Raw genomic sequence first — 21,374 nt, forward strand, 5'->3', positions numbered from 1 at the left:
CTAATAGGTCGAGGGCTTAACCAGGTTGGTTTAGGTCGCCAGAGCACTTAACGAGTTTAGTGCGAGGCATATCAAAACACTTAGCGAGGTATTATCGAGCTTAGTATTTTGATAAAGAGGAAAGAACGGATGAAGATATATAACAATGTGTGGTTTTGAGGGTATATGCCCAGAAGAAGTAAGAAATAAGCGCGAGTGGCTCAGTTGGTGGAGTACGACCTTGCCAAGGTCGGGGTCGCGGGTTCGAGTCCCGTCTCGCGCTCTTCATATGAAGAGCAGAAGCAGATTTCCAGTTGGAGGTCTGTTTTTTTGTGTGTAAGAATATAGTATCGAACATTCAGAACAGCAAAGAAAAGGGATAAATCCGTTTGATTATACTCCTATGATGTACAATTAATGCTTGAGGGAAATAATAAGGATTGTTAGACGAAAAAATGTAGATATAAAAGATCCGGGGCACAATCCTAAAAGTACTTTAAATATAAATATAATTATGGGAAGATATAACATTTATAATTTCTCTTTCAATTCTTGTGAAAATTGAAAAAAATCATGTATAATATAATTATGCTATATAGTTTTTGGGACTATGTGGTAAAATGCAATTATATTAAAACTGATTTATCAAACAAAGCGATGAGAACATACTTTAAGCAGACCTTTTTTGCGTTTGTTCCGTTAATGGGTTGATGATTTACAACCTTTGCATATGGAAAAAAAGAAAAGTCTGCCTAGAGTAAGATAAGGAGGAGCATATGTTGGATAAAGTGATAACTATAAGCAGGGAATTTGGCAGTGGGGGGCGTGAATTGGGAATTAAATTAGCGAAAGAACTGAAGGTTCCTTTTTATGATAAAGAACTGATTGGTTTATCGGCGGAGGAATGCGGACTGTCAGAGGAAAAGTTTTTAAAATATTTTGAAAAGATTCCTGTACTGCAAAATACCTTAGAGAACCAACTTTATAATCCTTTTTCTTTATTTTATGAAATACCGATGTCAGATCAGGTCTTTCTTGCTCAGACTCGTGTGATTAAAAAACTGGCAGAACAGGGTCCATGTATTATTGTTGGACGCTGTGCGGACAGAGTTCTTGAAGATAGTATTAATCTTTTCATATATGCAAAGATGGAAGACCGTTTGAAACGTATGAATTCTTTGAATACTGGTACAGATCCTGAAATTATGGAACATAAAATTCGGGAAGTAGATAAGAAACGGAAAGAATATTATCAATATTATACTGGCTGCGAGTGGGGAAAAGCGCAAAATTATCATTTATGCCTCGACAGTGGTTTGGCAGGTATAGAGGGGTGTTTTAATACCGTAATGGCCTATTTAAAATGCATTTAATACAAGCATGGAGACAGATAAAGTGTTTTTATAATGCGGCATGGGGCGTGACTAGGCAGTGTATTTCAATAATATAGGCAGTGTAATAAGTGAAATTTTTCTGATACGTGTATATTAAAGCGTGCCGATTTAAAATAAGTATATTGTCTATATAATATAAACAATAAAACAGTAAAATGTAAGAATATTGTAATCCATGTTTTACCAGATGCATGATATAATGAAAAAAAATAGAGAGGAATGGAATCAATGAGACGAAAAAGTAATGGCTGCAAACTTTGGAAGCGTCTGGTATCAGGCGTGCTAATTTTCGCCATGGCAATGCTTTTAAATATAACTGGCTATGCCAATCCAATTGTTGGGCCAGGAGCCAATATAGGGGCTGGTAATAGGGAATCTACAAATGGAGTAACTATTTATGTAAGTAAACGAATGAAAACACTTTCTTTGAAACAAAATGGTGTATTGATATCAGAATATCCGGTTTCTTTGGGGAAATCCTCTGCGGAAGGCAATAAAAAGGTGGAAGGAGATTTAAGGACACCAAGCGGAGAGTTTTATGTTTGTACAAGAAACGATAAAAGTGTGGCTTATCTTTCTTTAGGTCTTTCTTATCCAGGGATAAAGGATGCAGAAAGAGGGTATGCTGATGGCATAATTACGAAGGCGCAGTATGATGAAATAGTGAATGCCAATCTGGAAGGAAAGCAGCCTCCATGGGACACACCTCTTGGTGGAGCTATTATGATTCATGGGTGTAGAGTTCCTGGTGGCGATACTCACGGCTGTGTGGCAGTGGATAATGATGTTATGGATGTGTTATGGAGTTATTGCAATTTGGGGGTTCCAGTTACCATTGGACCATAGTTACATAGTCCTCAATGTGCGGAAAAAGCCGCTATTGAGGACTTTTTTTGCGGCTATCCTTGTATTATAAGAGTCTTTGTACTATAATAACTTACATTATGAAAATTACGAAAAGACAGAGGTGGAACAGCCATTGCATTTTTCAGAGAGAATGAATCGTTTTGGGGAAGGGATTTTTTCCAAGCTGTTGGAAATGAAACAGCAGAAGGAAGAAAAGGGAGAAGAGGTAATCGACTTAAGTGTGGGTACACCAAATATTCCGCCGGCAAAGCACATCAGAGAAGCTTTATGTGAGGCTGCAGCAAAGCCGGAAAATTATATTTATGCAATTCGTGACCAAAAGGAGCTTTTAGAAGCAGCTGCTTCTTGGTATAAAAAAAGATACCAGGTAGTTCTTGACCCGGATCTGGAGATATGCTCTCTTCTGGGCTCTCAGGAAGGACTGGCTCATATTGCATTATCTGTTATTGATGAGGGAGATGTAGTACTTGTTCCGGATCCGTGCTATCCTGTCTTTGCTGATGGGCCGGTATTAGCGGGAGCAAGTCTTTTTTACATGCCTCAAAAAAAAGAGAACGATTACATTATTGATTTTTGCGATATTCCGGAAGAGATTGCAAAAAAGGCAAAGTTTATGTTAGTTTCATATCCAAATAATCCGACTTCTGCTATGGCACCGGATTCCTTTTATCAGGAATTGATTGTCTTTGCTAAGAAATATGATATTATTGTTCTTCATGACAATGCATACAGCGAACTCGTTTTTGACGGAAAGACATGCGGAAGCTTTTTGCGATTTCCAGGAGCGAAGGATGTTGGAGTGGAATTTAATTCCTTATCTAAAACTTATGGGCTGGCTGGGGCAAGAGTCGGTTTTTGCCTTGGCAACAAAGAGGTGGTAGGGAGGATGAAAACTCTGAAATCCAATATGGATTATGGGATGTTTCTGCCCATTCAGCAGGCAGCCATTGCAGCAATCACAGGAGATCAGTCTTGTGTTTCAGATACAAGAAATGCTTATGAAAGACGGAGAGATGTTCTTTGTGACAGTTTGAAAAAAATTGGATGGGATTTGGAAAAACCAAAGGCAACCATGTTTGTTTGGGCAAAGGTACCAGATGGTTTTGCAGACTCTATGGCCTTTGCAGCGAATTTGCTGGAGCGTGCAGGTGTATTAGTAACACCTGGCAGTGCCTTTGGGCCTTCAGGGGAAGGTTTTGTCCGGATGGCACTGGTACAGAATGAAGATGTTCTAAAAAGGGCTGCGGACCAGGTTGATAAAAGTGGTATATTGAGGAAATAAATTTGAAGAAAAAGTATTTATGGACTCTGATTGTTATCATATATATTCTGTTTATTTATTCAAATTCTATGAAAGCAGCAGAAGTTTCATCAAAAGACAGCGGGCGGATGCTGGAGCTTGTTCATGGATTTTTAAGTACCTTTGGTGTAAATGCGTTTTGGCTTACTGAGCATGTCCTTCGCAAAATGGCACACTTTACGGAATATGCCTTATTAGGGATTCTACTCTTTCGGTGGTTAAAATCTCTTGGTGTTAAAGAAGATACACGTTGGTTTATGCATATTCTAGCGGGATTTCTGGTGCCATTTTTGGATGAGACCATTCAGTTGTTTGTGGAAGGGCGCTCCGGACAGATTTCCGATGTGTGGCTGGATTGTGCCGGTATAGCTTTTGGTTCCTTGTTTGCAGGAGGAATATATTTGATCTGCAAAAGAATGGAGAAATTACATGTTGAAAAATTACCGAATGATTCTGGAATATGACGGAAGCCGTTATGATGGATGGCAGAAGCAGGGAAATACAAATCAAACGATACAGGAAAAAATAGAAAGTGTCTTGGAGCGGATGGCAGGTGTCCCTTTGGAAGTCCATGGTTCAGGGAGAACGGATGCAGGAGTTCACGCATTGGCTCAGGTGGCAAATTTTCATGCGGATGTCGATCTGTCAGAAAGAGAAATAAAAGATTATTTAAATCAGTATCTGCCGGAGGATATTTCAGTAAAGAGTGTAGAGCGTATGAATGACAGGTTTCACAGCCGGTTGAATGCCCAGGAAAAAACCTATTTATACCGGATTGAAACAGCTGAAAAGAAACGGGTATTTGAGCGAAAGTATATTTATGGTCTTGGAAAGTCCCTCGATGTGGAAGCAATGAAACGCGGAGCATCATTCCTTATTGGGGAGCACGATTTTAAAAGCTTTTGTGCTAATAAGAAAATGAAAAAATCTACGGTCAGGACAATTAAGAATATCGAATTTGAGGAAGAGGGAAGCCGGTTATTTATTCGATTTACAGGAAACGGGTTTTTGTATCATATGGTTCGGATTCTTACTGGGACGTTAATCGAAGTGGGAGAGGGAAAAAGGAAACCGGATGAGCTGAAACATATTTTGGCTGCACTGGACCGGAGTAAAGCTGGATTTACGGCACCGCCGGAAGGCCTTTTCCTGGAAAAGGTGTGCTATAAGGAATAAAAAGGGCCATGGAGGGAGAAACATGACTGAATTTTTGGTAAGGACTTTTGTTAAGAATTACAAAGATACGGAAGATGTTCAGGTTCGTACAAGATATGGACTTATGGCCAGTACGGTCGGAATTTGCTGTAATATTCTGCTTTTTTGTGCCAAGTTTTTTGCAGGTCTTTTAGTCAACAGTATATCAGTCATGGCAGATGCATTTAATAATCTATCAGATGCAGCTTCTTCCATCATAGGTTTTATCGGAGTAAAAATGGCCGGGAAGCCTGCTGATGAGGATCATCCTTTTGGACATGGAAGGGTGGAATACATCGCAGCATTCATCGTGGCATTTTTAGTCATACAAGTAGGATTTTCCCTGTTCAAAACGTCTGTGGGAAAAGTTCTTCATCCGGAAGAAATGACATTTAAGATGATAACGATTGTTATTTTATTATTATCTGTTTGTATGAAGCTTTGGCTTGGTTTTTTTAACCGGACGCTGGGACAAAGGATACAGTCGTCAGTAATGAAGGCGACAGCGGCAGATTCTTTGGGGGATGTAGTAACTACTTCTGCAACGATTTTATCCGTGGGCATATACGGCATATGGGGGCTTAACATTGACGGCATTGTGGGCCTTGTAGTCTCTGTAATCGTTATGTGGGCGGGCGTGAACATTGCAAGGGAAACCCTTACGCCTCTCATCGGAGAGCCTATTGATCCAAAGCTGTATCGTGAGATAACGGAATTTGTAGGAAGCTATGATGGGATTATTGGCAGTCATGATTTAATTGTCCACAATTATGGTCCATCCAGAAGTATGGCTTCCATTCATGCGGAGGTTCCCAATGATGTGAATGTGGAAGTTTCTCATGAGATTGTAGATAGAATTGAAAGAGAAGCGTTGAAGAAATTTGGCATATTTCTGGTAATCCATATGGATCCGGTGGAAACGAAAAATTCCAGAGTCTTGGAATTTGGGAGCATGCTGGAAAATGTAATTCATGGAATCGATACCAGGATCTCTTTTCATGATTTCCGGCTGATTGATGGTGAAAATCAAATTAATCTTATCTTTGATCTGGTATTTCCAAGAGAGTATGACAAAAAGAAAAGAGAACAGTTGAAGGAAGAAATCATAAGTAAAGTAACTGAGACGGATAAACGGTGCTGTCTGGTCATAACAACGGAAAGCGGTTTCGGGGTGGAAAAATGAGGAAATAAAAAATTTCCATTTTATGCAATAAGATGACAGTAATCCGCATTAACTAAGTAGAAAGGAAATCGGAACCATGCTTTTTATGGGATTGATGAGCCTTGACGGGCCTGAAGATTATGGCCGTTTAAGCGACGAAAAACTTCTTGATAAAGTCGCATATGGGGATCAGGAGGCCTTTCGGCAGCTATATCAGAATACGGATCGTAATATGTACAGTTTTATACTGTCCATTGTAAAGAATCCCCAGGATGCAGAGGAAATCATGCAGGAAGCTTACCTTAAGATCTGGACTTCGGCCAAAAGCTATAAGTCCCAGGGAAAGCCTTTGGCCTGGATGTTTACGATTGCGCGGAATCTTTGCTACATGAAGTTCCGGGAACAAAAACATGATTCGGATGTTACGATAGATGATTTGACGGGTATGGAGACAGGAGAAGTATGTCAGGACATAGAGATGGCAGCAGATAAGATGGTGCTTCTTGCCGCTCTTAACATTCTCAAAGAAGAAGAGCGGGAAATTGTGCTGCTCCATACATCGGCAGGCATGAAGCACAGAGAAATTGCTTCAAGCTTAAAAATCCCTTTGGCAACAGCCCTTTCCAGATATAACCGTGCCATGAAAAAACTGGAAAATTATTTGAGAGAGGAGTAGGCTTTGATATGAATCAATCAGATGGCAGACAATTGAATAGAAAACAGATCGAAGCCTGCTTAAAGTCTGCAACCCGGGATATGGTTCCGGATGTTTTGGAACGAATTAATTTAAGCACGCCTCAGGAAGATGAAGAACGTGCAGCCAGACCGGCATCTGTAATCAGGCAAAAGGTCTTTGCCACTTTGGTAGCAGCCTGTCTTTGTATGATTGCTTTGGCCGGAGGAACTTATACGTATCAGAACGGAAGGGTTGATTCCGTTATTGGGATTGATGTAAACCCCAGTGTGGAACTGTCCGTGAATAGAAATAATAAGGTCCTTTCTGCTAAAGCTTTGAATAAAGATGCTGAAAGTATTATGCTGCAAATGGATTTAAAGGGCGTGGATTTAAACGTGGCAGTAAATGCCGTAATTGGCGCGATGGTCACAAATGGGTATCTGTCTGATATGGATAATGCCATATTGGTTACTGTAGCCAATGACAGTGTTAAGAAGGCCAAAAGCCTGCGTTCTGCAGTAGTGAGTGATATTCAGAGCACTTTGGAAGAAAAACAGTTGAAGGCGGTTGTATATGACCAGCAGGTAATTGAAGAGGATGATGTTAAAGAATTGGCTGACCAATATGGAATCTCCTATGGAAAAGCTTATTTTTTAAAAGAGCTGATTGCCCAGAATTCATCGCTGACCATGGAGGATATGAAGGAATTATCGTCTCTTACCATGGAGGAGATTGCTAAGGTCATAACCGAACGATCCTATGCAGTCGGTGGAAAGACCGGCATAACAGAGGAAACCACTTCAGACCATAAGCCTGCTGCTACAACGGTAAGTGAGACAAAAAGTGTGGAAGAAACTCTTTCCTCAGAGGAAACCACTTCCGAGCAGCTGCCTTTGGAGACGGAGAGTCAGACGGCCCCACAGAGTATCCCTGTCCAGACTCAGCCGCAGGCAATTACAGTTCCGCCTTCTACAGAGGCTTCTTCTGAGGAGGAGGTTGTATCTACGGATAAAATCAAGATTGATTATGTTGATTTTGAGGACGGCGTAGTCATGGTGCATTTTAAAACGAAGGTAAAATGGAAGAATCCTACAGTTTCTGTCAAAGATGAAGATGGAAATACTTATTCTGCAAAGGTTACGGATACAGATTCCGGTTATTGCGAAATAAATGTGACGGGGCTGGCAGGAGGACTGGAATATACATTTGTTCTGGGAGGAATCTCTCCAAAGATTGGAAAACAGACCACAGTAAAAGGATTTTTTGAAACCCCGGTAATCGGTAATCCGGATATGGAAGAATCGGATGAGAGTGAAGAAACCGAGGAGATACAAGAGACCAGTGAGCCAGAGCAGACCACTTCTTCGGGCGAAGTACCTTCTGAAACAGAAAAAATAGAAAAAAGCAGTGAAAAAGCGGCTTCCCAGGAGCAGTCGGCCGTAAAAGAAACCGCATCTTAAAGAGCGGTTTCTTTTTATGCTTTGCCTGCTATGGGGGAAGTAGTATGTTCTGAAAACAGGTAGCAGCACTCTTCCTGGAACTGCGATTTTCAGACAGATGTTTAATGGTTTTAAATGATTTTTGTGTGGTATATTAGGACATTATTAAAAATCGGATAGAATGAAGAAAAAAATATTAAAATAGTGCTTGACCAATTAGAAAATCGGTAGTATAATACATTCGTTGTGTTAATGGGCTATCGCCAAATGGTAAGGCAACGGACTCTGACTCCGTCATTTCAAGGTTCGAATCCTTGTAGCCCAGTTATTATCTGCTTTGATTTTTCGGATGAATGGAAAGATCAAAGCTATTTTTTTGTTGAGTCCAGAATTAAAATGATATGAAAAGAAGAGAATTAGAATAATTTGGAAAAAATACTTGACACATTTTGTAACTTCATGTATAATCAGTCTCGTTGTAGTGATGGGCTATCGCCAAATGGTAAGGCAACGGACTCTGACTCCGTCATTTTCAAGGTTCGAATCCTTGTAGCCCAGTTTGATAACGGAACCTGTTTGGGTTCCGTTTTTTGCTTGTGAAAAACGTTAAGGTATTGTCGAGCGGTTGTTTTTGATAGAATTCACCGGTGAGGCAGGGAAAGGATGTTTTTGGTTTATCTGGACAAGAGCATAAAAATGCTTTATAATGTTATATAATTTTGATGAGAGGTGTGAAATGTATAATTTCGGCAGCAGGGTTCGTTATAGTGAGACAGATGAATATGGAAAACTGACGTTGACAGGTATCTTAAATTATCTGCAGGATTGCTCTACCTTTCAGTCAGAAGACAACGGGTTGGGGATATCTTACTTAACGAATTGTCATAAAGCATGGTGGCTTTCCTCCTGGCAGATCGTGGTAGACCGTTATCCGGTGCTGGGAGAAGAGATTCTGATCAGTACATGGCCTTATGATTTTAAGGGATTTTACGGCTACCGGAATTTTACCATGTGCGATAAGAATGGAGATTATCTGGTAAGGGCAAATTCGGTATGGTTTTTGTTTGATACGAAAAAAGGCCGTCCGGTCAAAATTGAGCTGGAAGACATCAGAGGATACGGAGATGGCTCGGAACAAAAACTTTCCATGGACTATGCGCCCCGTAAGATTGAATTGCCGGAAGATTACATGGCTTTGGAACCGGTTACGGTTAGCAAGCATCATATTGACACAAACCATCATGTCAACAATGCGAAATATGTGGAGATTGCCAGGGAAGCACTTCCAGATGAAATGGAAGTAGAAGAACTGAGAGTGGAATATAAAAAAGCGGCAGTCTTTGGAGATGCAGTTTATCCCCGTGTCAGCCGGACAAAGGAAGGTTATACGGTTTCTTTGTGTGATGGGGAAGGTTCAGCTTATGCAGTCATCTGGCTGCGGGGAACAACAGAGAGGATATAAGATGATTGAATTAGGAAAGATGCAGACCCTGGTCGTACAGAGGGTCAAAGAGTTTGGGGTATACCTTGGAGAAAGTGATGACGGAGAAGTATCCGTGCTTCTTCCCAAAAAGCAAGTACCAGAAAACACCGGACCAGGAGACAGAATCAATGTTTTTATCTACAAGGATTCCGAGGACCGTCTGATTGCTACAACGGCAGAACCCAAACTGAAGGTGGGGGAAACTGCAGTACTTAATGTAAAAGAAGTGGGTAAAATCGGCGCATTTCTTGACATGGGACTTGAAAAGGATCTGCTTCTTCCTTTTAAGGAACAGACCCACAAGGTCCGCCAGGGCGAGCAGGTGCTGGTTGCCTTATACATTGATAAAAGCAAACGTCTGGCTGCCACCATGCGGGTGTATTCTTACATGAGCAATGAGTCTCCTTATAAAAAAGATGATCAGGTAACCGGCATTATTTATGAGATCAACGAAACTCTTGGTGCTTTTGTGGCGGTGGATAATAAGTTTTATGGTTTGATCCCACGAAAAGAATTATTTGAAAATTACCGGGAAGGTGATGAAATAACTGCAAGGGTCATCAAGGTGCGGGAAGACGGGAAGCTGGACTTAAGCCCAAGACAAAAGGCATATATTCAGATGGATGCAGATTCAGAACGGGTGATTGATATTATCGAAACACAGTTTGATGGAAGTCTGCCATTTACAGATAAGGCAGATCCGGAAATCATTAAGCGGGAGTTTTCTATGAGCAAGAACGCTTTTAAGCGTGCCATAGGACATCTGCTAAAAGAAGGAAAAGTTAAAATAACGGAAAACAAAATCGAAAAGATTAAATAGCGGGTAAGCGGATAACAGGAGGATTATTTTGGACTCGATAGACTATTATAATAAGTATGCGGCAAAGGAATTTGAAGAGACTGTAAATCAGGATATGTCAGAGATCATGAAGGAATTTACGGATCTGCTGGATGAGGGTGACACCATCCTGGATTTAGGCTGCGGTTCAGGCAGAGACAGCCTGACGTTCTATGACCTGGGGTATGATGTGACGCCGCTTGATGCATCGGAAGAGATGTGTAAGCTGGCAGAGATCCATACTGGTCTGGAAGTGCTGCAGATGACATTTGAGGAAATGGATTTTGACAACGTTTTCGATGGAATCTGGGCATGCGCATCATTACTTCATACTCCCAAAAAGGAACTGTCTGACATTCTTACAAAGATAGCAAGGGCCTTAAATGACAAAGGGATCCTTTATATGTCATATAAGCTTGGAGATTTTGAAGGGTTTCGGGGCAAGCGGTATTTCAGTGATTTTACGCCAGACTCCATGACTGAGCTTCTAAGGGATAACGGCCGCTTTGAAATTTTAAAGCTTTGGGAAACCGATGATGTTGGTTCTGGTCATTCTGACGTTCGTTGGTTAAATGTCCTTTTAAAAAAACGTTAATATGACATAAATTTACACAAGGCGGTGCCGGAAATTTCGACACCGCCTTGTAATTTATTACTAAATATTAAAGGGGATTTGAATACGCTATCGAATATAGACAGAAATGTCCAAGGCAAACTTTTGTTATTTTGACGTTTCAGTCAATTTTTTTGACGGTTATACAAATTAGCCAAAAGGCCCAAACGGATTTTGGTAAATAGCAATATGGTAAATAAAATTTAATTCATGTATGATTATTTCAAGAAACAGGGGCCGTAGCTGTGGGGGCTGCAGGTTCTGACTATAGAATATACATTATATTTTTAGGAGGATTAATAAATGGCTAGTTTATCATTAAAGAACATTGTCAAAAGATATCCAAATGGATTTGAGGCAGTTAAAGATTTTAATCTGGATATCGAGGATAAAGAATTTGTTATTTTCGTAGGACCATCCGGATGCGGTAAGTCTACCACTCTTCGTATGATTGCAGGTCTGGAAGATATTTCTTCTGGTGAACTTTACATTGACGGCAAATTGATGAATGATGTAGAACCAAAAGACAGAGATATCGCAATGGTATTCCAGAACTATGCTCTTTATCCGCATATGTCCGTATACGATAATATGGCATTTGGTCTGAAGCTCAGAAAGACTCCAAAGGAAGAAATCGAAAAGCTGGTTCATGAAGCAGCTAGAATTCTTGACCTTGAGCATTTGTTAGACCGTAAGCCAAAGGCATTATCCGGCGGACAGAGACAGCGTGTTGCTATGGGACGTGCCATTGTACGTAATCCTAAAGTATTCCTTATGGATGAGCCGCTGTCAAACCTTGATGCCAAGCTGAGAGGTCAGATGCGTATTGAGATCTCCAAGTTACATCAGAGACTTCAGGCTACCATTATTTACGTTACACATGATCAGACAGAGGCTATGACTCTTGGTACCAGAATCGTAGTTATGAAAGATGGTGTTATCCAGCAGGTTGATTCTCCTCAGAATCTTTACGACAAGCCAGGCAACAAGTTCGTTGCCGGATTTATCGGTGCTCCTCAGATGAACCTGATCGATGCAACGGTTGCTAAGAACGGAAATGATGTAACACTTACCTTTGGCGGCAATACAATTGCTCTTCCAGAGTCCAAAGCGAAAAAGCTGGAGGCTGCCGGTTATGTTGGAAAGACTGTAACCCTGGGAATCCGTCCGGAAGACTTACATGATGAAGAAGCGTTCCTTGCATCTTCTCCTTCCAGTATCATTGACGCAACCATCAGAGTTTATGAGTTATTAGGTGCAGAAGTTTATTTATACTTCGATATTGATGATTCCACCTTTACAGCAAGAGTAAATCCTCGTACAACAGCAAGACCTGGTGATACCATTAAGCTTGCTCTTGACTTATCCAAGATACATGTATTTGATAAAGATACAGAACTTGTTGTTTTAAACTAAATATTATGAAATTTTAAGCAGGCGGGTATGATACTCGCTTGCTTTTTTTTTCTTTTTGCATTAATATAGAATAAGGTAAATTTACGAAAAAGGAGAATATGCCATGATTTCGAATCAAATACTTCAAACAACCATTGAAGGATTAAAAGGGATAACAAGAATTGATCTGTGTATTTGTGATACAGAAGGAAAGGTTTTGGCTACCACATTTCCTGATGCGGAAGATTATGAAAGTTCTATCCTGGCGTTCGTGGATTCTCCGGCTGACAGCCAGGTAATCCAGGGATATCAGTTTTTCAAGGTTTTTGACGAACACCAGTTAGAATACATCCTCCTGGCCAAGGGAGGAAGCGATGATGTGTATATGGTCGGCAAACTGGCTACTTTTCAGATCCAGAGCCTTTTGGTTGCATATAAAGAACGTTTTGATAAAGATAATTTCATTAAAAACCTGCTGCTTGACAATCTGCTTTTAGTAGATATATACAACAGAGCTAAAAAACTCCACATTGAAACTAATATTAAAAGAGTGGTATTTATCATTGAAACCCAGCACGAAAAAGATGTGAATGCACTGGAAACCGTGCGTAACTTATTTGCGGCGAAGACAAAGGACTTTGTTACTGCTGTGGATGAGAAGAACATTATTCTTGTAAAAGAAGTAAAAGAAGGCGAGACTTACGACGATTTAGAGAAGACAGCGAATACCATTCTGGACATGCTGAACACTGAGGCAATGACTCAGGTACACGTTGCCTTTGGTACCATTGTAGGTGAGATCAAAGAGGTTTCCAGATCTTATAAAGAAGCGAAGATGGCCATGGATGTAGGGAAAATTTTCTACAGCAATAAAAACGTGGTTGCATACAGCAAGCTGGGGATCGGCCGTCTGATTTATCAGCTTCCGTTGCCATTATGCCGTATGTTTATCAAGGAAATTTTTGATGGAAAGTCTCCGGATGAATTTGATGAGGAAACTCTTACAACCATTAATAAATTCTTTGAGAACAGCTTAAACGTGTCTGAAACATCCAGACAGCTTTATATTCACAGGAACACACTGGTTTACCGTTTGGACAAACTGCAAAAAAGCACCGGTCTGGATCTTCGTGTATTTGAGGATGCCATTACTTTTAAGATCGCACTAATGGTTGTTAAATACATGAAGTATATGGAAAACCAAGATTATTAACTATGCCGTGAGCAGTGCAAAAAGAGGCAATAAGACAGCGGCGTTATGCTTGCATAAAAGCAGCTGCCTTGCTGGCTCTTTTCATAGGGCGAAGCCCGTAAACTGAGAAGAAGCGAAGCGGAATCGAAGTTTCGCTGCGGGGCAGAAGTTCTGCTGCAGGATAGAGGGAATACATTCTTTTTTCTCAATCCCCCGCAAATCGATTCCTTTCATGCCAAAAGTACGAAAAGCACAAAGAGTTAGAGGACTGAAATGATAGAACTATGGAATGTAAGTAAAACATATGAAGCCGGTAATAAGGCGCTTCGGAATGTCAGCATAACGGTGGAGGATGGGGAATTTGTATTTATCATCGGCCGCAGCGGTTCGGGCAAATCCACGCTCTTAAAGATGCTGCTCAAAGAGGTGGAACCAACATCCGGCAAAATTATTGTAAATGATATGAATTTAAGCAAGATGCCAAGAAGATTTATTCCCAAATACAGACGTAAGCTGGGAATGATATTTCAGGATTTCCGGTTGTTAAAGGATCGGAATGTGTACGAAAACGTTGCGTTTGCACAGCGTGTCATTGGGGCATCTACAAGAAGTATCAAAGAATCGGTTCCTGCCATGTTAAAGATGGTAGGGCTTTCTTCAAAGTATAAGTTTTTCCCACAGCAGCTTTCCGGCGGGGAGCAGCAGCGGGTTGCCATTGCCAGGGCTTTGATTAACCGTCCGGAGATTCTTCTGGCAGATGAGCCTACCGGTAATTTAGACGGACATAATTCCATGGAGATCATGAAGCTTTTAAATGAGATAAATAAGCAGGGAACTACAGTAATCGTAGTCACTCACAGTCAGGAAATCGTGGACCGGATGAAAAAGAGAGTGATTGTGATGGACCGGGGAGCCATCATGAGCGACGAGAAAAAAGGCGGTTATACATATGAGAATTAGTACATTTTGGTATTGCCTCAAGCAGGGGGTAAAAAATATATGCAGAAATATTTTGTTTTCTCTGGCGTCTATTGCTACTGTTTCCGCCTGCATTTTTCTGTTTTGCCTGTTTTTTTCAATTGTTATTAACGTGCAGCATGTGATTAAAAATACAGAAGGTACGGTTGGTATCACTGTATTTTTTGAAGAGGGTCTGGATAAAAATAAGATTACTGAAATTGGCAATAAAATAAAAGCCAGAGAAGAAGTAAAGGAAATAAAATATATTTCTGCAGAAGAAGCATGGGAAGAAGCAAAAAAGGAATATTTTGGTGATATGCAGGATCTGGCAGAAGGTTTTGAGGCAGATAATCCTCTCGCCAATTCTTCTTCTTACACCGTATTTTTAAAAGATCTGGTGGATCAGGAAAAGGTTGTTAATTGGTTAAAGAGTCTTGACGGGGTGAGAAAAGTCAACTATTCTCAGACTGCTGCAGAAGGAATGAACAGTTTAAATAAGGTCATTGGAGTTCTTTCTATGCTGATCATCGGTATTTTGCTTGCAGTGGCCATATTCCTTATTAGCAATACGATTTCAGTCGCTGCGGCGTTCCGGAAGACGGAAAACCATATTATGAAGCTGATCGGTGCCACAGATTATATGATCCGGGCTCCGTTTGTTGTGGAGGGAGTCATTATTGGTCTGGTTGGGGCATCATTACCTTTGCTTGCAATTTATTTCCTCTACCGGTCTGCGGTCGAATACGTTGTGACAAAGTTCAGTATTTTATCGGGCCTTTTCCAGTTCCTTCCAGTGGAAGCCATCTTTCCTTATATGGCGGCAACTGCGCTGTCTCTCGGTTTGGGAATCGGCTTTTTCGTAAGTTTCTTTACTATTCGGAAGCATTTAAAAGTATAAAGGGAAATGCCTATGAGATTAAAAAAAGGTCTGTTTGCAGCGGGTCTTTGTTGCATGATGACGGTGTCATGTATATTTCCTTCTTATGGTACCAAAACTGATGTGGAGGAAGCAAAGGAACAAGCTTCTGCTTTAGAAGATGAAAAAAAGGAAATCGAAACAACCTTAAAAGAACTGGAGGGATTAAGAAATGATGCCGCAGGTTATGTGAAAAGCCTGGACACCATGCTTGATTCCCTGAATAAGCAGCTGAATGCACTTCAGTCCCAGATCAGCACCAAGGAAGCAGAGCTTGAAGCGGCAAATGCAGAGTTGGAGGCGGCCAGGCAGACCATGGACCGCCAGTACCGGGATATGAAACTGAGAATTCAATATATGTATGAGAAGGGTGAGACGAACTACCTTGACTTGTTATTTAAGTCGGGAGATCTCACCCAGCTTTTTAACCGTGTGGAATATATCCGGAGCATTGCTGCATATGATAGGAAAATGCTGGAGAGTTTTAAGCGGTCCAAAGAAGAGGTGGAACAGCGGGAGAAGGAACTTTTGGCAGAGCATGAAGAGCTGAAGGCCTTTGAGGCAGCGGCCAATCAGAAGCAGCAGGATGTGGAAAGCCTGATTGAGAAGAAGAATGCGGAGCTTGCAAGCTATCAAAGCCGGATCAGTGCCGGTGAAGGAAACCTGGCAGAGCTTGAGAAGGATATTGCTGAGCAGGAACAGCATATAAGGAATATGGAAGCTGAGATCCGGAAAAAAGAGGAAGAAGCGCGGAAAGCAGCTGAGAGTGCGGGAAAAACGTATAATACAGTTGCGATCGGGAATATTAAATTCATATGGCCCTGTCCTTCTTCAAGCAGGATTACTTCAAATTTCGGCGATCGGGAATCCCCTACGGAAGGAGCCTCCTCCAGCCATAAGGGAATTGATATTGGTGCGGCTGCCGGAAACAGCATTTTAGCGGCGGCATCAGGTACGGTTACAATATCTACATACAGTTATTCTGCCGGCAACTATATTATGATCCACCATGGCGGGGGTGTTTACACCGTGTATATGCACTGTTCAGAACTTTTGGTTTCAGCTGGACAGGAAGTGACACAGGGGCAGATAATTGCAAAAGTGGGTTCTACCGGATATTCTACCGGACCGCACCTCCATTTTGGAATCAGGGTAGATGGCAGTTATGTAAATCCGGCGAAATACGTTAGCCCATAATGAGCTAGATAGGAGAATGACAGTGGAAAGTAAAAATAAATTTTGGAAGGGTGCCCTTGTCGGGGCACTTCTAACTGCATTAGCAGGTCTTGTTATTGTAGGCATGTCTTTGGGGATATTTCTGATCGGCAAAACCGCTATTGATGGAAAAGGACAGACTGCGGAATCTGCTCAGGCAGAAAATCAGCAGGGAAACTTAGACATGAACCGGATTGCTTCCAAGATACAGACGATCCAGTCGGTTATTGATAAGTACTATCTTTTTGATGAAAATCTCAATGATGTGGAAGACTGGATCTATAAGGGAATGCTAAATGGATTGGGAGATCCTTATACGGTTTACTATACGGCTGATGAGTATAACAAGCTGATGGAAGATACCTCCGGTGAATATTGCGGAATCGGAGTGATGGTCAGCCAGAGTGCGGACACAGGAATTATTACAGTAACCAAGGTTTTTGAGGGAACGCCTGGTGCAGAAGCAGGGATCCTGCCGGGTGACCTGTTATATAAGGTCGGAGATCAGGAAGTGACAGGGATGGATCTGGAGCTTGTTGTTAAAGACCATATCAAGGGAGAAGAGGGAACTCCGGTCACCATTACTGTTCTTCGAAAGGATACCGGAAAATATATTGATATGACAATGGAACGCCGTCAGATCACGGTTCCTACGGTAGAGCATGAAATGCTGGCAGATCATGTAGGTTATATATCCGTCAGCCAGTTCGACACTGTGACTGCAGACCAGTTTAAGAGTGCGGTCGATGATCTTGAGAAGCAGGGAATGGAAAAGCTGGTGGTGGATTTAAGAAATAACCCTGGCGGTGTTGTGGATGCAGTAGTTTCTATGCTTGACTATATTCTTCCGGATGATCTTGTGATTCAGGGAGATCCAAATCTTGTGAGAAAGAAGAAGGATAAGACTCTTCTTGTATATATGGCAGATAAGAATGGAAATGGAGAGCAGTATTATGCTTCTGACGGCCATCAGGTGGATGTTCCGATGGCAGTTTTAGTCAATGGCCAGTCAGCCAGTGCATCAGAAGTATTTTCCGGGGCTCTAAAAGCCTATAACAAAGCAAAGCTGGTGGGAACCAAGACCTTTGGCAAAGGGATTGTTCAGACCCTGTTTCCTCTAGATAAAGGGACCGCCATTAAGATGACAGTGGCTCATTACTATACTCCAAGTGGTTTTGACCTGCATGGAAAAGGGCTGGAGCCAGATGTTCCGGTTGAATTGGATGAAAGTCTTAGAACAAAGATCAAAATTGAACACGAGGAAGATAATCAGCTTCAGGAAGCAATTAAAGCATTGAAATAATAAGAATATAAATTTAAAGCCTCTGTTGCCGGGAAAACTGGCGTACAGAGGCTTTTTAATCTTGTCAGCTGAAACGATTGGATTATTTACATGATTCCAGAGATTTGATAAATGCCCGGCATGCGTCTTCTCTGGTTGCCCAGGAAGTAACCAGACGAATCACGGTATGACTGCTGTCAAACCGTTCCTGTATGGAAAAAAGGTATTCATTTTCCAGCTTTGCAATGACGGAATCAGGGAAAATTGGAAACAGCTGGTTTGTGACGGAATCTGAAAAAAAGGAATAACCGCATGATTCAATGCCTTTTTTTAACAGGGCAGACATTTCATTTGCATGAGCGGCCAAATCATAAAAAAGATTGTTTTGAAACAGTTCTTTAAACTGAATGCCAAGTGTCCAGCCTTTTGCAAGCATGGCGCCGCGCTGTTTGATCATGAAACGGAAATCTGGCTTTAGGTCCGGATGATTGATGATAAGCGCTTCTCCAAACAGGGCGCCGTTTTTTGTGCCTCCGATATAGAATACATCTGTGAGCTTTGCGATGTCCTTAAGGGTTAAGTCATTGACCGGGCTTGTCAGTGCAGAACCAATACGGGCGCCATCAAGAAATAAATACAGATTTTTCTGCCGGCAGAAATGATGAAGGGCTTCCAGCTCCGCCTTGCTGTACTGGGTTCCGATTTCAGTGGTGTTGGAAATATAGACCATCTTTGGCTGTACCATATGCTCATCTGTATGATGGTCAAGTGCTTCTGATACATCGGCAGGAGTCAGTTTTCCGTCTTTTACAGGCATGGCAATGACTTTGTGGCCTGTGGCTTCAATGGCACCGGTTTCGTGGACATTGATATGGCCTTTATCCGTACAAATCACGGCCTGCCAGGGACGGAGTGCAGTTGCAATGGTAATTAAATTGGTTTGGGTGCCTCCAACTATGAAATGGATATCAGCATCATCACGGCCGATCTCCTGTTTGATCCGTTCGATGGCCTGACTGCTGTGAGTGTCAAGTCCGTACCCGCTGTTCTGGACTAGATTTTCCTGAATCAGGGCTTCCAGTATCTTCGGGTGTGCGCCTTCGCTGTAATCGTTATTAAAGCTGTACATAAAATGTCCTCCTGCTGTTTGATTGTATGAGATTTATCATATACCAAACAGGTTTTAAATTCAATATGTTTTAAAATCAGTAACATCAATTGGCATGGTGGGAGTATTTATGATATACTTTGAAAAATTATACGTGCAGAGGATAGGCTGATATGATCTGCGTACAATGATTGCTGTAGGATATGTAATTTGAAAACGGTTTCAGCATCAGAACTGATGTTCTTTTCCGGCTATACTTTTTGTTTCTGCTATGATATAATCTGTAATAAGAGATTTTGGAGGTGAAAAAATCATGGAGTTTAAATTACATTCAGAATATGAGCCTACCGGTGACCAGCCAAAGGCCATTGAAGAGCTGGTGAAAGGTTTTAAGGAAGGCAATCAATTCCAGACATTATTAGGTGTTACCGGTTCGGGTAAGACATTTACCATGGCCAATGTCATTCAGAAAATCCAGAAACCGACTCTTATTATCGCTCATAATAAAACTCTTGCTGCTCAGCTTTACGGTGAGTTTAAGGAATTTTTTCCTGAGAATGCAGTGGAGTATTTTGTTTCTTACTATGATTATTACCAGCCGGAAGCCTATGTTCCGTCATCAGATACTTATATTGAAAAGGATTCTGCAATTAATGATGAGATTGATAAGCTCCGTCATTCTGCCACGGCAGCTCTTTCGGAACGTGAGGATGTCATTATTATTGCATCGGTTTCCTGTATCTATGGATTGGGAAGCCCGATTGATTATAAGGAGATGGTGATTTCGTTAAGACCTGGTATGATAAAAGACCGGGACGAGATGATCCATAAGCTGATTGAAATCCAATATGACAGAAACGATATGGACTTCAGGCGCGGAACCTTCAGGGTCAGAGGCGATGTGGTGGAAGTTTTCCCATCCTATTCCGGCAGTGAGGCTTACCGTGTGGAATTCTTCGGCGATGAGGTGGAAAGGATTACGGAGATTGATACTCTGACCGGTGAGATTCGGGCAGAGCTTGGCCACGTGGCTATATTTCCGGCTTCTCATTATGTGGTTTCCAAAGATAAGCTGGAGCTTGCGACTCAGACGATTCTGGCAGAGCTTAAGGAGCAGGTGGAGTACTTTAAGAGCGAAGATAAACTTTTAGAGGCCCAGAGAATCTCGGAACGAACCAACTTTGATGTGGAAATGATGAAGGAAACAGGCTTCTGCTCAGGAATTGAAAATTATTCCAGACATTTGACCGGAGGAAAAGAAGGAGAACCGCCGTTTACACTTATTGACTATTTCTCCGATGATTTTCTGATCATTGTGGATGAATCTCACATTACTCTGCCTCAGATCAGGGGAATGTATGCAGGAGACCGTTCCAGAAAGACCACTCTGGTCAATTATGGGTTCCGCCTTCCTTCTGCTCTGGACAACCGTCCTTTGAATTTTCAGGAATTTGAATCCAAGATCAATCAGATGCTGTTTGTTTCTGCGACTCCTTCCGTTTATGAAGCCGAGCATGAGCTGATGAGAGTGGAGCAGATCATACGTCCTACAGGTCTTCTTGATCCGGAGATTGATGTAAGGCCGGTGGAGGGGCAGATCGACGATCTGGTTTCTGAAGTAAATAAAGAAATCGAGAAGAAAAATAAGGTCCTGATTACCACACTGACTAAGCGTATGGCGGAGGACTTGACCGACTATATGAGAGAAGTGGGAATCCGGATAAAATATTTACATTCCGATATCGATACGCTGGAGCGTTCGGAGATAATCCGTGACATGCGTCTGGATGTCTTTGATGTGCTGGTGGGCATCAATCTGCTGCGGGAAGGCCTTGATATTCCTGAGATCACGCTGGTGGCTATTCTTGATGCGGATAAGGAGGGCTTCCTGCGTTCGGAGACATCCTTGATACAGACCATCGGACGGGCGGCCAGAAACTCAGAAGGTCATGTTATCATGTATGCGGATCATATTACAGATTCCATGCGGGTGGCGATTGAAGAGACGAACCGGAGAAGGGCGATTCAGCAAAAGTATAACGAAGAACATGGAATTACGCCGACCACCATTAAAAAGTCGGTTAGGGATCTGATCGCGATTTCAAAAGCGGCTATTGAAAAAGAGGAAGACTTTAAAAAAGATCCGGAATCCATGGATGCCAAAGAACTGGAGAAGCTTTCCAGGGAACTTACAAAGAAGATGCATCAGGCAGCAGCGGAACTGAATTTTGAAGAGGCCGCCAAGCTGCGTGACCGTATGGTTCAGATAAAGAAGATGTTACAGGAAATAGATGACTAAGATGATAATCTCGCATAAGCACATTTTAAAATGGTACAGGCGGTGGCATTGACAATAAAAGG

General features: G+C 41.7%; 19 protein-coding genes and 3 tRNA genes. 21 read left to right on the forward strand and 1 reads right to left on the reverse strand.

Annotated elements, in window-relative coordinates:
• Positions 1–189 precede the first annotated feature (189 nt).
• From ACLTWA_RS08190 to ACLTWA_RS08285, 20 genes are all read left to right on the forward strand, one after another.
• Positions 190–262, forward strand: a tRNA-Gly gene (locus tag ACLTWA_RS08190).
• A 496-nt stretch (positions 263–758) separates the two neighbouring features.
• Complete coding sequence (locus ACLTWA_RS08195) at positions 759–1,352, forward strand: AAA family ATPase (RefSeq protein ID WP_412328104.1); 594 nt, start codon at positions 759–761, stop codon at positions 1,350–1,352.
• A gap of 249 nt (positions 1,353–1,601) precedes the next feature.
• Positions 1,602–2,219 (forward strand): L,D-transpeptidase family protein, encoded by a 618-nt coding sequence (locus tag ACLTWA_RS08200; protein ID WP_412327209.1) that lies wholly within the window; start codon positions 1,602–1,604, stop codon positions 2,217–2,219.
• A gap of 133 nt (positions 2,220–2,352) precedes the next feature.
• Complete coding sequence (locus ACLTWA_RS08205; RefSeq protein WP_412327211.1) at positions 2,353–3,522, forward strand: aminotransferase class I/II-fold pyridoxal phosphate-dependent enzyme; 1,170 nt, start codon at positions 2,353–2,355, stop codon at positions 3,520–3,522.
• A 2-nt stretch (positions 3,523–3,524) separates the two neighbouring features.
• Positions 3,525–4,004 (forward strand): VanZ family protein, encoded by a 480-nt coding sequence (locus ACLTWA_RS08210; protein WP_412327213.1) that lies wholly within the window; start codon positions 3,525–3,527, stop codon positions 4,002–4,004.
• A complete protein-coding gene (gene truA / locus ACLTWA_RS08215) occupies positions 3,970–4,716 on the forward strand; it encodes a tRNA pseudouridine(38-40) synthase TruA (RefSeq protein WP_412327215.1) in 747 nt (248 codons plus the stop codon). Before ACLTWA_RS08210 ends, truA begins: the two co-directional genes overlap by 35 nt.
• A 22-nt stretch (positions 4,717–4,738) precedes the next feature.
• Positions 4,739–5,917, forward strand: coding sequence for a cation diffusion facilitator family transporter (locus ACLTWA_RS08220; protein WP_412327217.1), 1,179 nt, complete (start codon positions 4,739–4,741; stop codon positions 5,915–5,917).
• Positions 5,918–5,993: 76 nt separating this feature from the next.
• Positions 5,994–6,572 (forward strand): RNA polymerase sigma factor, encoded by a 579-nt coding sequence (locus tag ACLTWA_RS08225; protein WP_412327219.1) that lies wholly within the window; start codon positions 5,994–5,996, stop codon positions 6,570–6,572.
• Between the two features lie 8 nt (positions 6,573–6,580).
• Positions 6,581–8,032: a hypothetical protein gene (locus ACLTWA_RS08230; RefSeq protein WP_412327221.1), complete on the forward strand. Its 1,452-nt coding sequence runs from the start codon at positions 6,581–6,583 to the stop codon at positions 8,030–8,032.
• Between the two features lie 232 nt (positions 8,033–8,264).
• Positions 8,265–8,336, forward strand: a tRNA-Gln gene (locus ACLTWA_RS08235).
• Between the two features lie 160 nt (positions 8,337–8,496).
• A tRNA-Gln gene (locus ACLTWA_RS08240) sits at positions 8,497–8,569 on the forward strand.
• Between the two features lie 178 nt (positions 8,570–8,747).
• Positions 8,748–9,473, forward strand: a complete 726-nt coding sequence (locus tag ACLTWA_RS08245; protein WP_412327222.1) for an acyl-[acyl-carrier-protein] thioesterase — start codon at positions 8,748–8,750, stop codon at positions 9,471–9,473.
• A 1-nt stretch (position 9,474) separates the two neighbouring features.
• Positions 9,475–10,314 (forward strand): S1 RNA-binding domain-containing protein, encoded by an 840-nt coding sequence (locus tag ACLTWA_RS08250; protein WP_412327223.1) that lies wholly within the window; start codon positions 9,475–9,477, stop codon positions 10,312–10,314.
• Between the two features lie 28 nt (positions 10,315–10,342).
• Positions 10,343–10,927 (forward strand): class I SAM-dependent methyltransferase, encoded by a 585-nt coding sequence (locus tag ACLTWA_RS08255; RefSeq protein WP_412327224.1) that lies wholly within the window; start codon positions 10,343–10,345, stop codon positions 10,925–10,927.
• Between the two features lie 321 nt (positions 10,928–11,248).
• On the forward strand, positions 11,249–12,361 hold the full coding sequence (locus ACLTWA_RS08260) for an ABC transporter ATP-binding protein (protein ID WP_412327225.1): 1,113 nt from the start codon (positions 11,249–11,251) through the stop codon (positions 12,359–12,361).
• A 103-nt stretch (positions 12,362–12,464) separates the two neighbouring features.
• Positions 12,465–13,553: a PucR family transcriptional regulator gene (locus ACLTWA_RS08265; RefSeq protein ID WP_412327226.1), complete on the forward strand. Its 1,089-nt coding sequence runs from the start codon at positions 12,465–12,467 to the stop codon at positions 13,551–13,553.
• Positions 13,554–13,805: 252 nt separating this feature from the next.
• On the forward strand, positions 13,806–14,492 hold the full coding sequence (gene ftsE / locus ACLTWA_RS08270; RefSeq protein WP_412327227.1) for a cell division ATP-binding protein FtsE: 687 nt from the start codon (positions 13,806–13,808) through the stop codon (positions 14,490–14,492).
• A complete protein-coding gene (ftsX, locus tag ACLTWA_RS08275) occupies positions 14,482–15,390 on the forward strand; it encodes a permease-like cell division protein FtsX (protein WP_412327228.1) in 909 nt (302 codons plus the stop codon). The genes ftsE and ftsX overlap by 11 nt, the downstream gene beginning before the upstream one ends.
• 12 nt (positions 15,391–15,402) lie before the next feature.
• Positions 15,403–16,605 (forward strand): murein hydrolase activator EnvC family protein, encoded by a 1,203-nt coding sequence (locus tag ACLTWA_RS08280; protein WP_412327229.1) that lies wholly within the window; start codon positions 15,403–15,405, stop codon positions 16,603–16,605.
• 22 nt (positions 16,606–16,627) lie between these two features.
• Positions 16,628–17,926 carry a S41 family peptidase gene (locus ACLTWA_RS08285; RefSeq protein ID WP_412327230.1) on the forward strand — a complete coding sequence of 433 codons (1,299 nt, stop codon included), beginning with the start codon at positions 16,628–16,630 and terminating at the stop codon, positions 17,924–17,926.
• Positions 17,927–18,008: 82 nt separating this feature from the next.
• Here ACLTWA_RS08285 and ACLTWA_RS08290 read toward each other — a convergent pair whose 3' ends face one another.
• Entirely contained in the window at positions 18,009–19,034 is a 1,026-nt protein-coding gene (locus tag ACLTWA_RS08290; protein WP_412327231.1) for a threonine aldolase family protein, read from the reverse strand.
• Positions 19,035–19,326: 292 nt separating this feature from the next.
• Here ACLTWA_RS08290 and uvrB point away from each other — a divergent pair, with 292 nt between their 5' ends.
• On the forward strand, positions 19,327–21,312 hold the full coding sequence (gene uvrB / locus ACLTWA_RS08295) for an excinuclease ABC subunit UvrB (protein ID WP_412327232.1): 1,986 nt from the start codon (positions 19,327–19,329) through the stop codon (positions 21,310–21,312).
• The last annotated feature ends 62 nt before the right edge of the window (positions 21,313–21,374 follow it).

Origin of the sequence: Lacrimispora sp. (genome assembly GCF_046972725.1) — a bacterium.
Taxonomy (GTDB): Bacteria; Bacillota; Clostridia; order Lachnospirales; family Lachnospiraceae; genus Lacrimispora.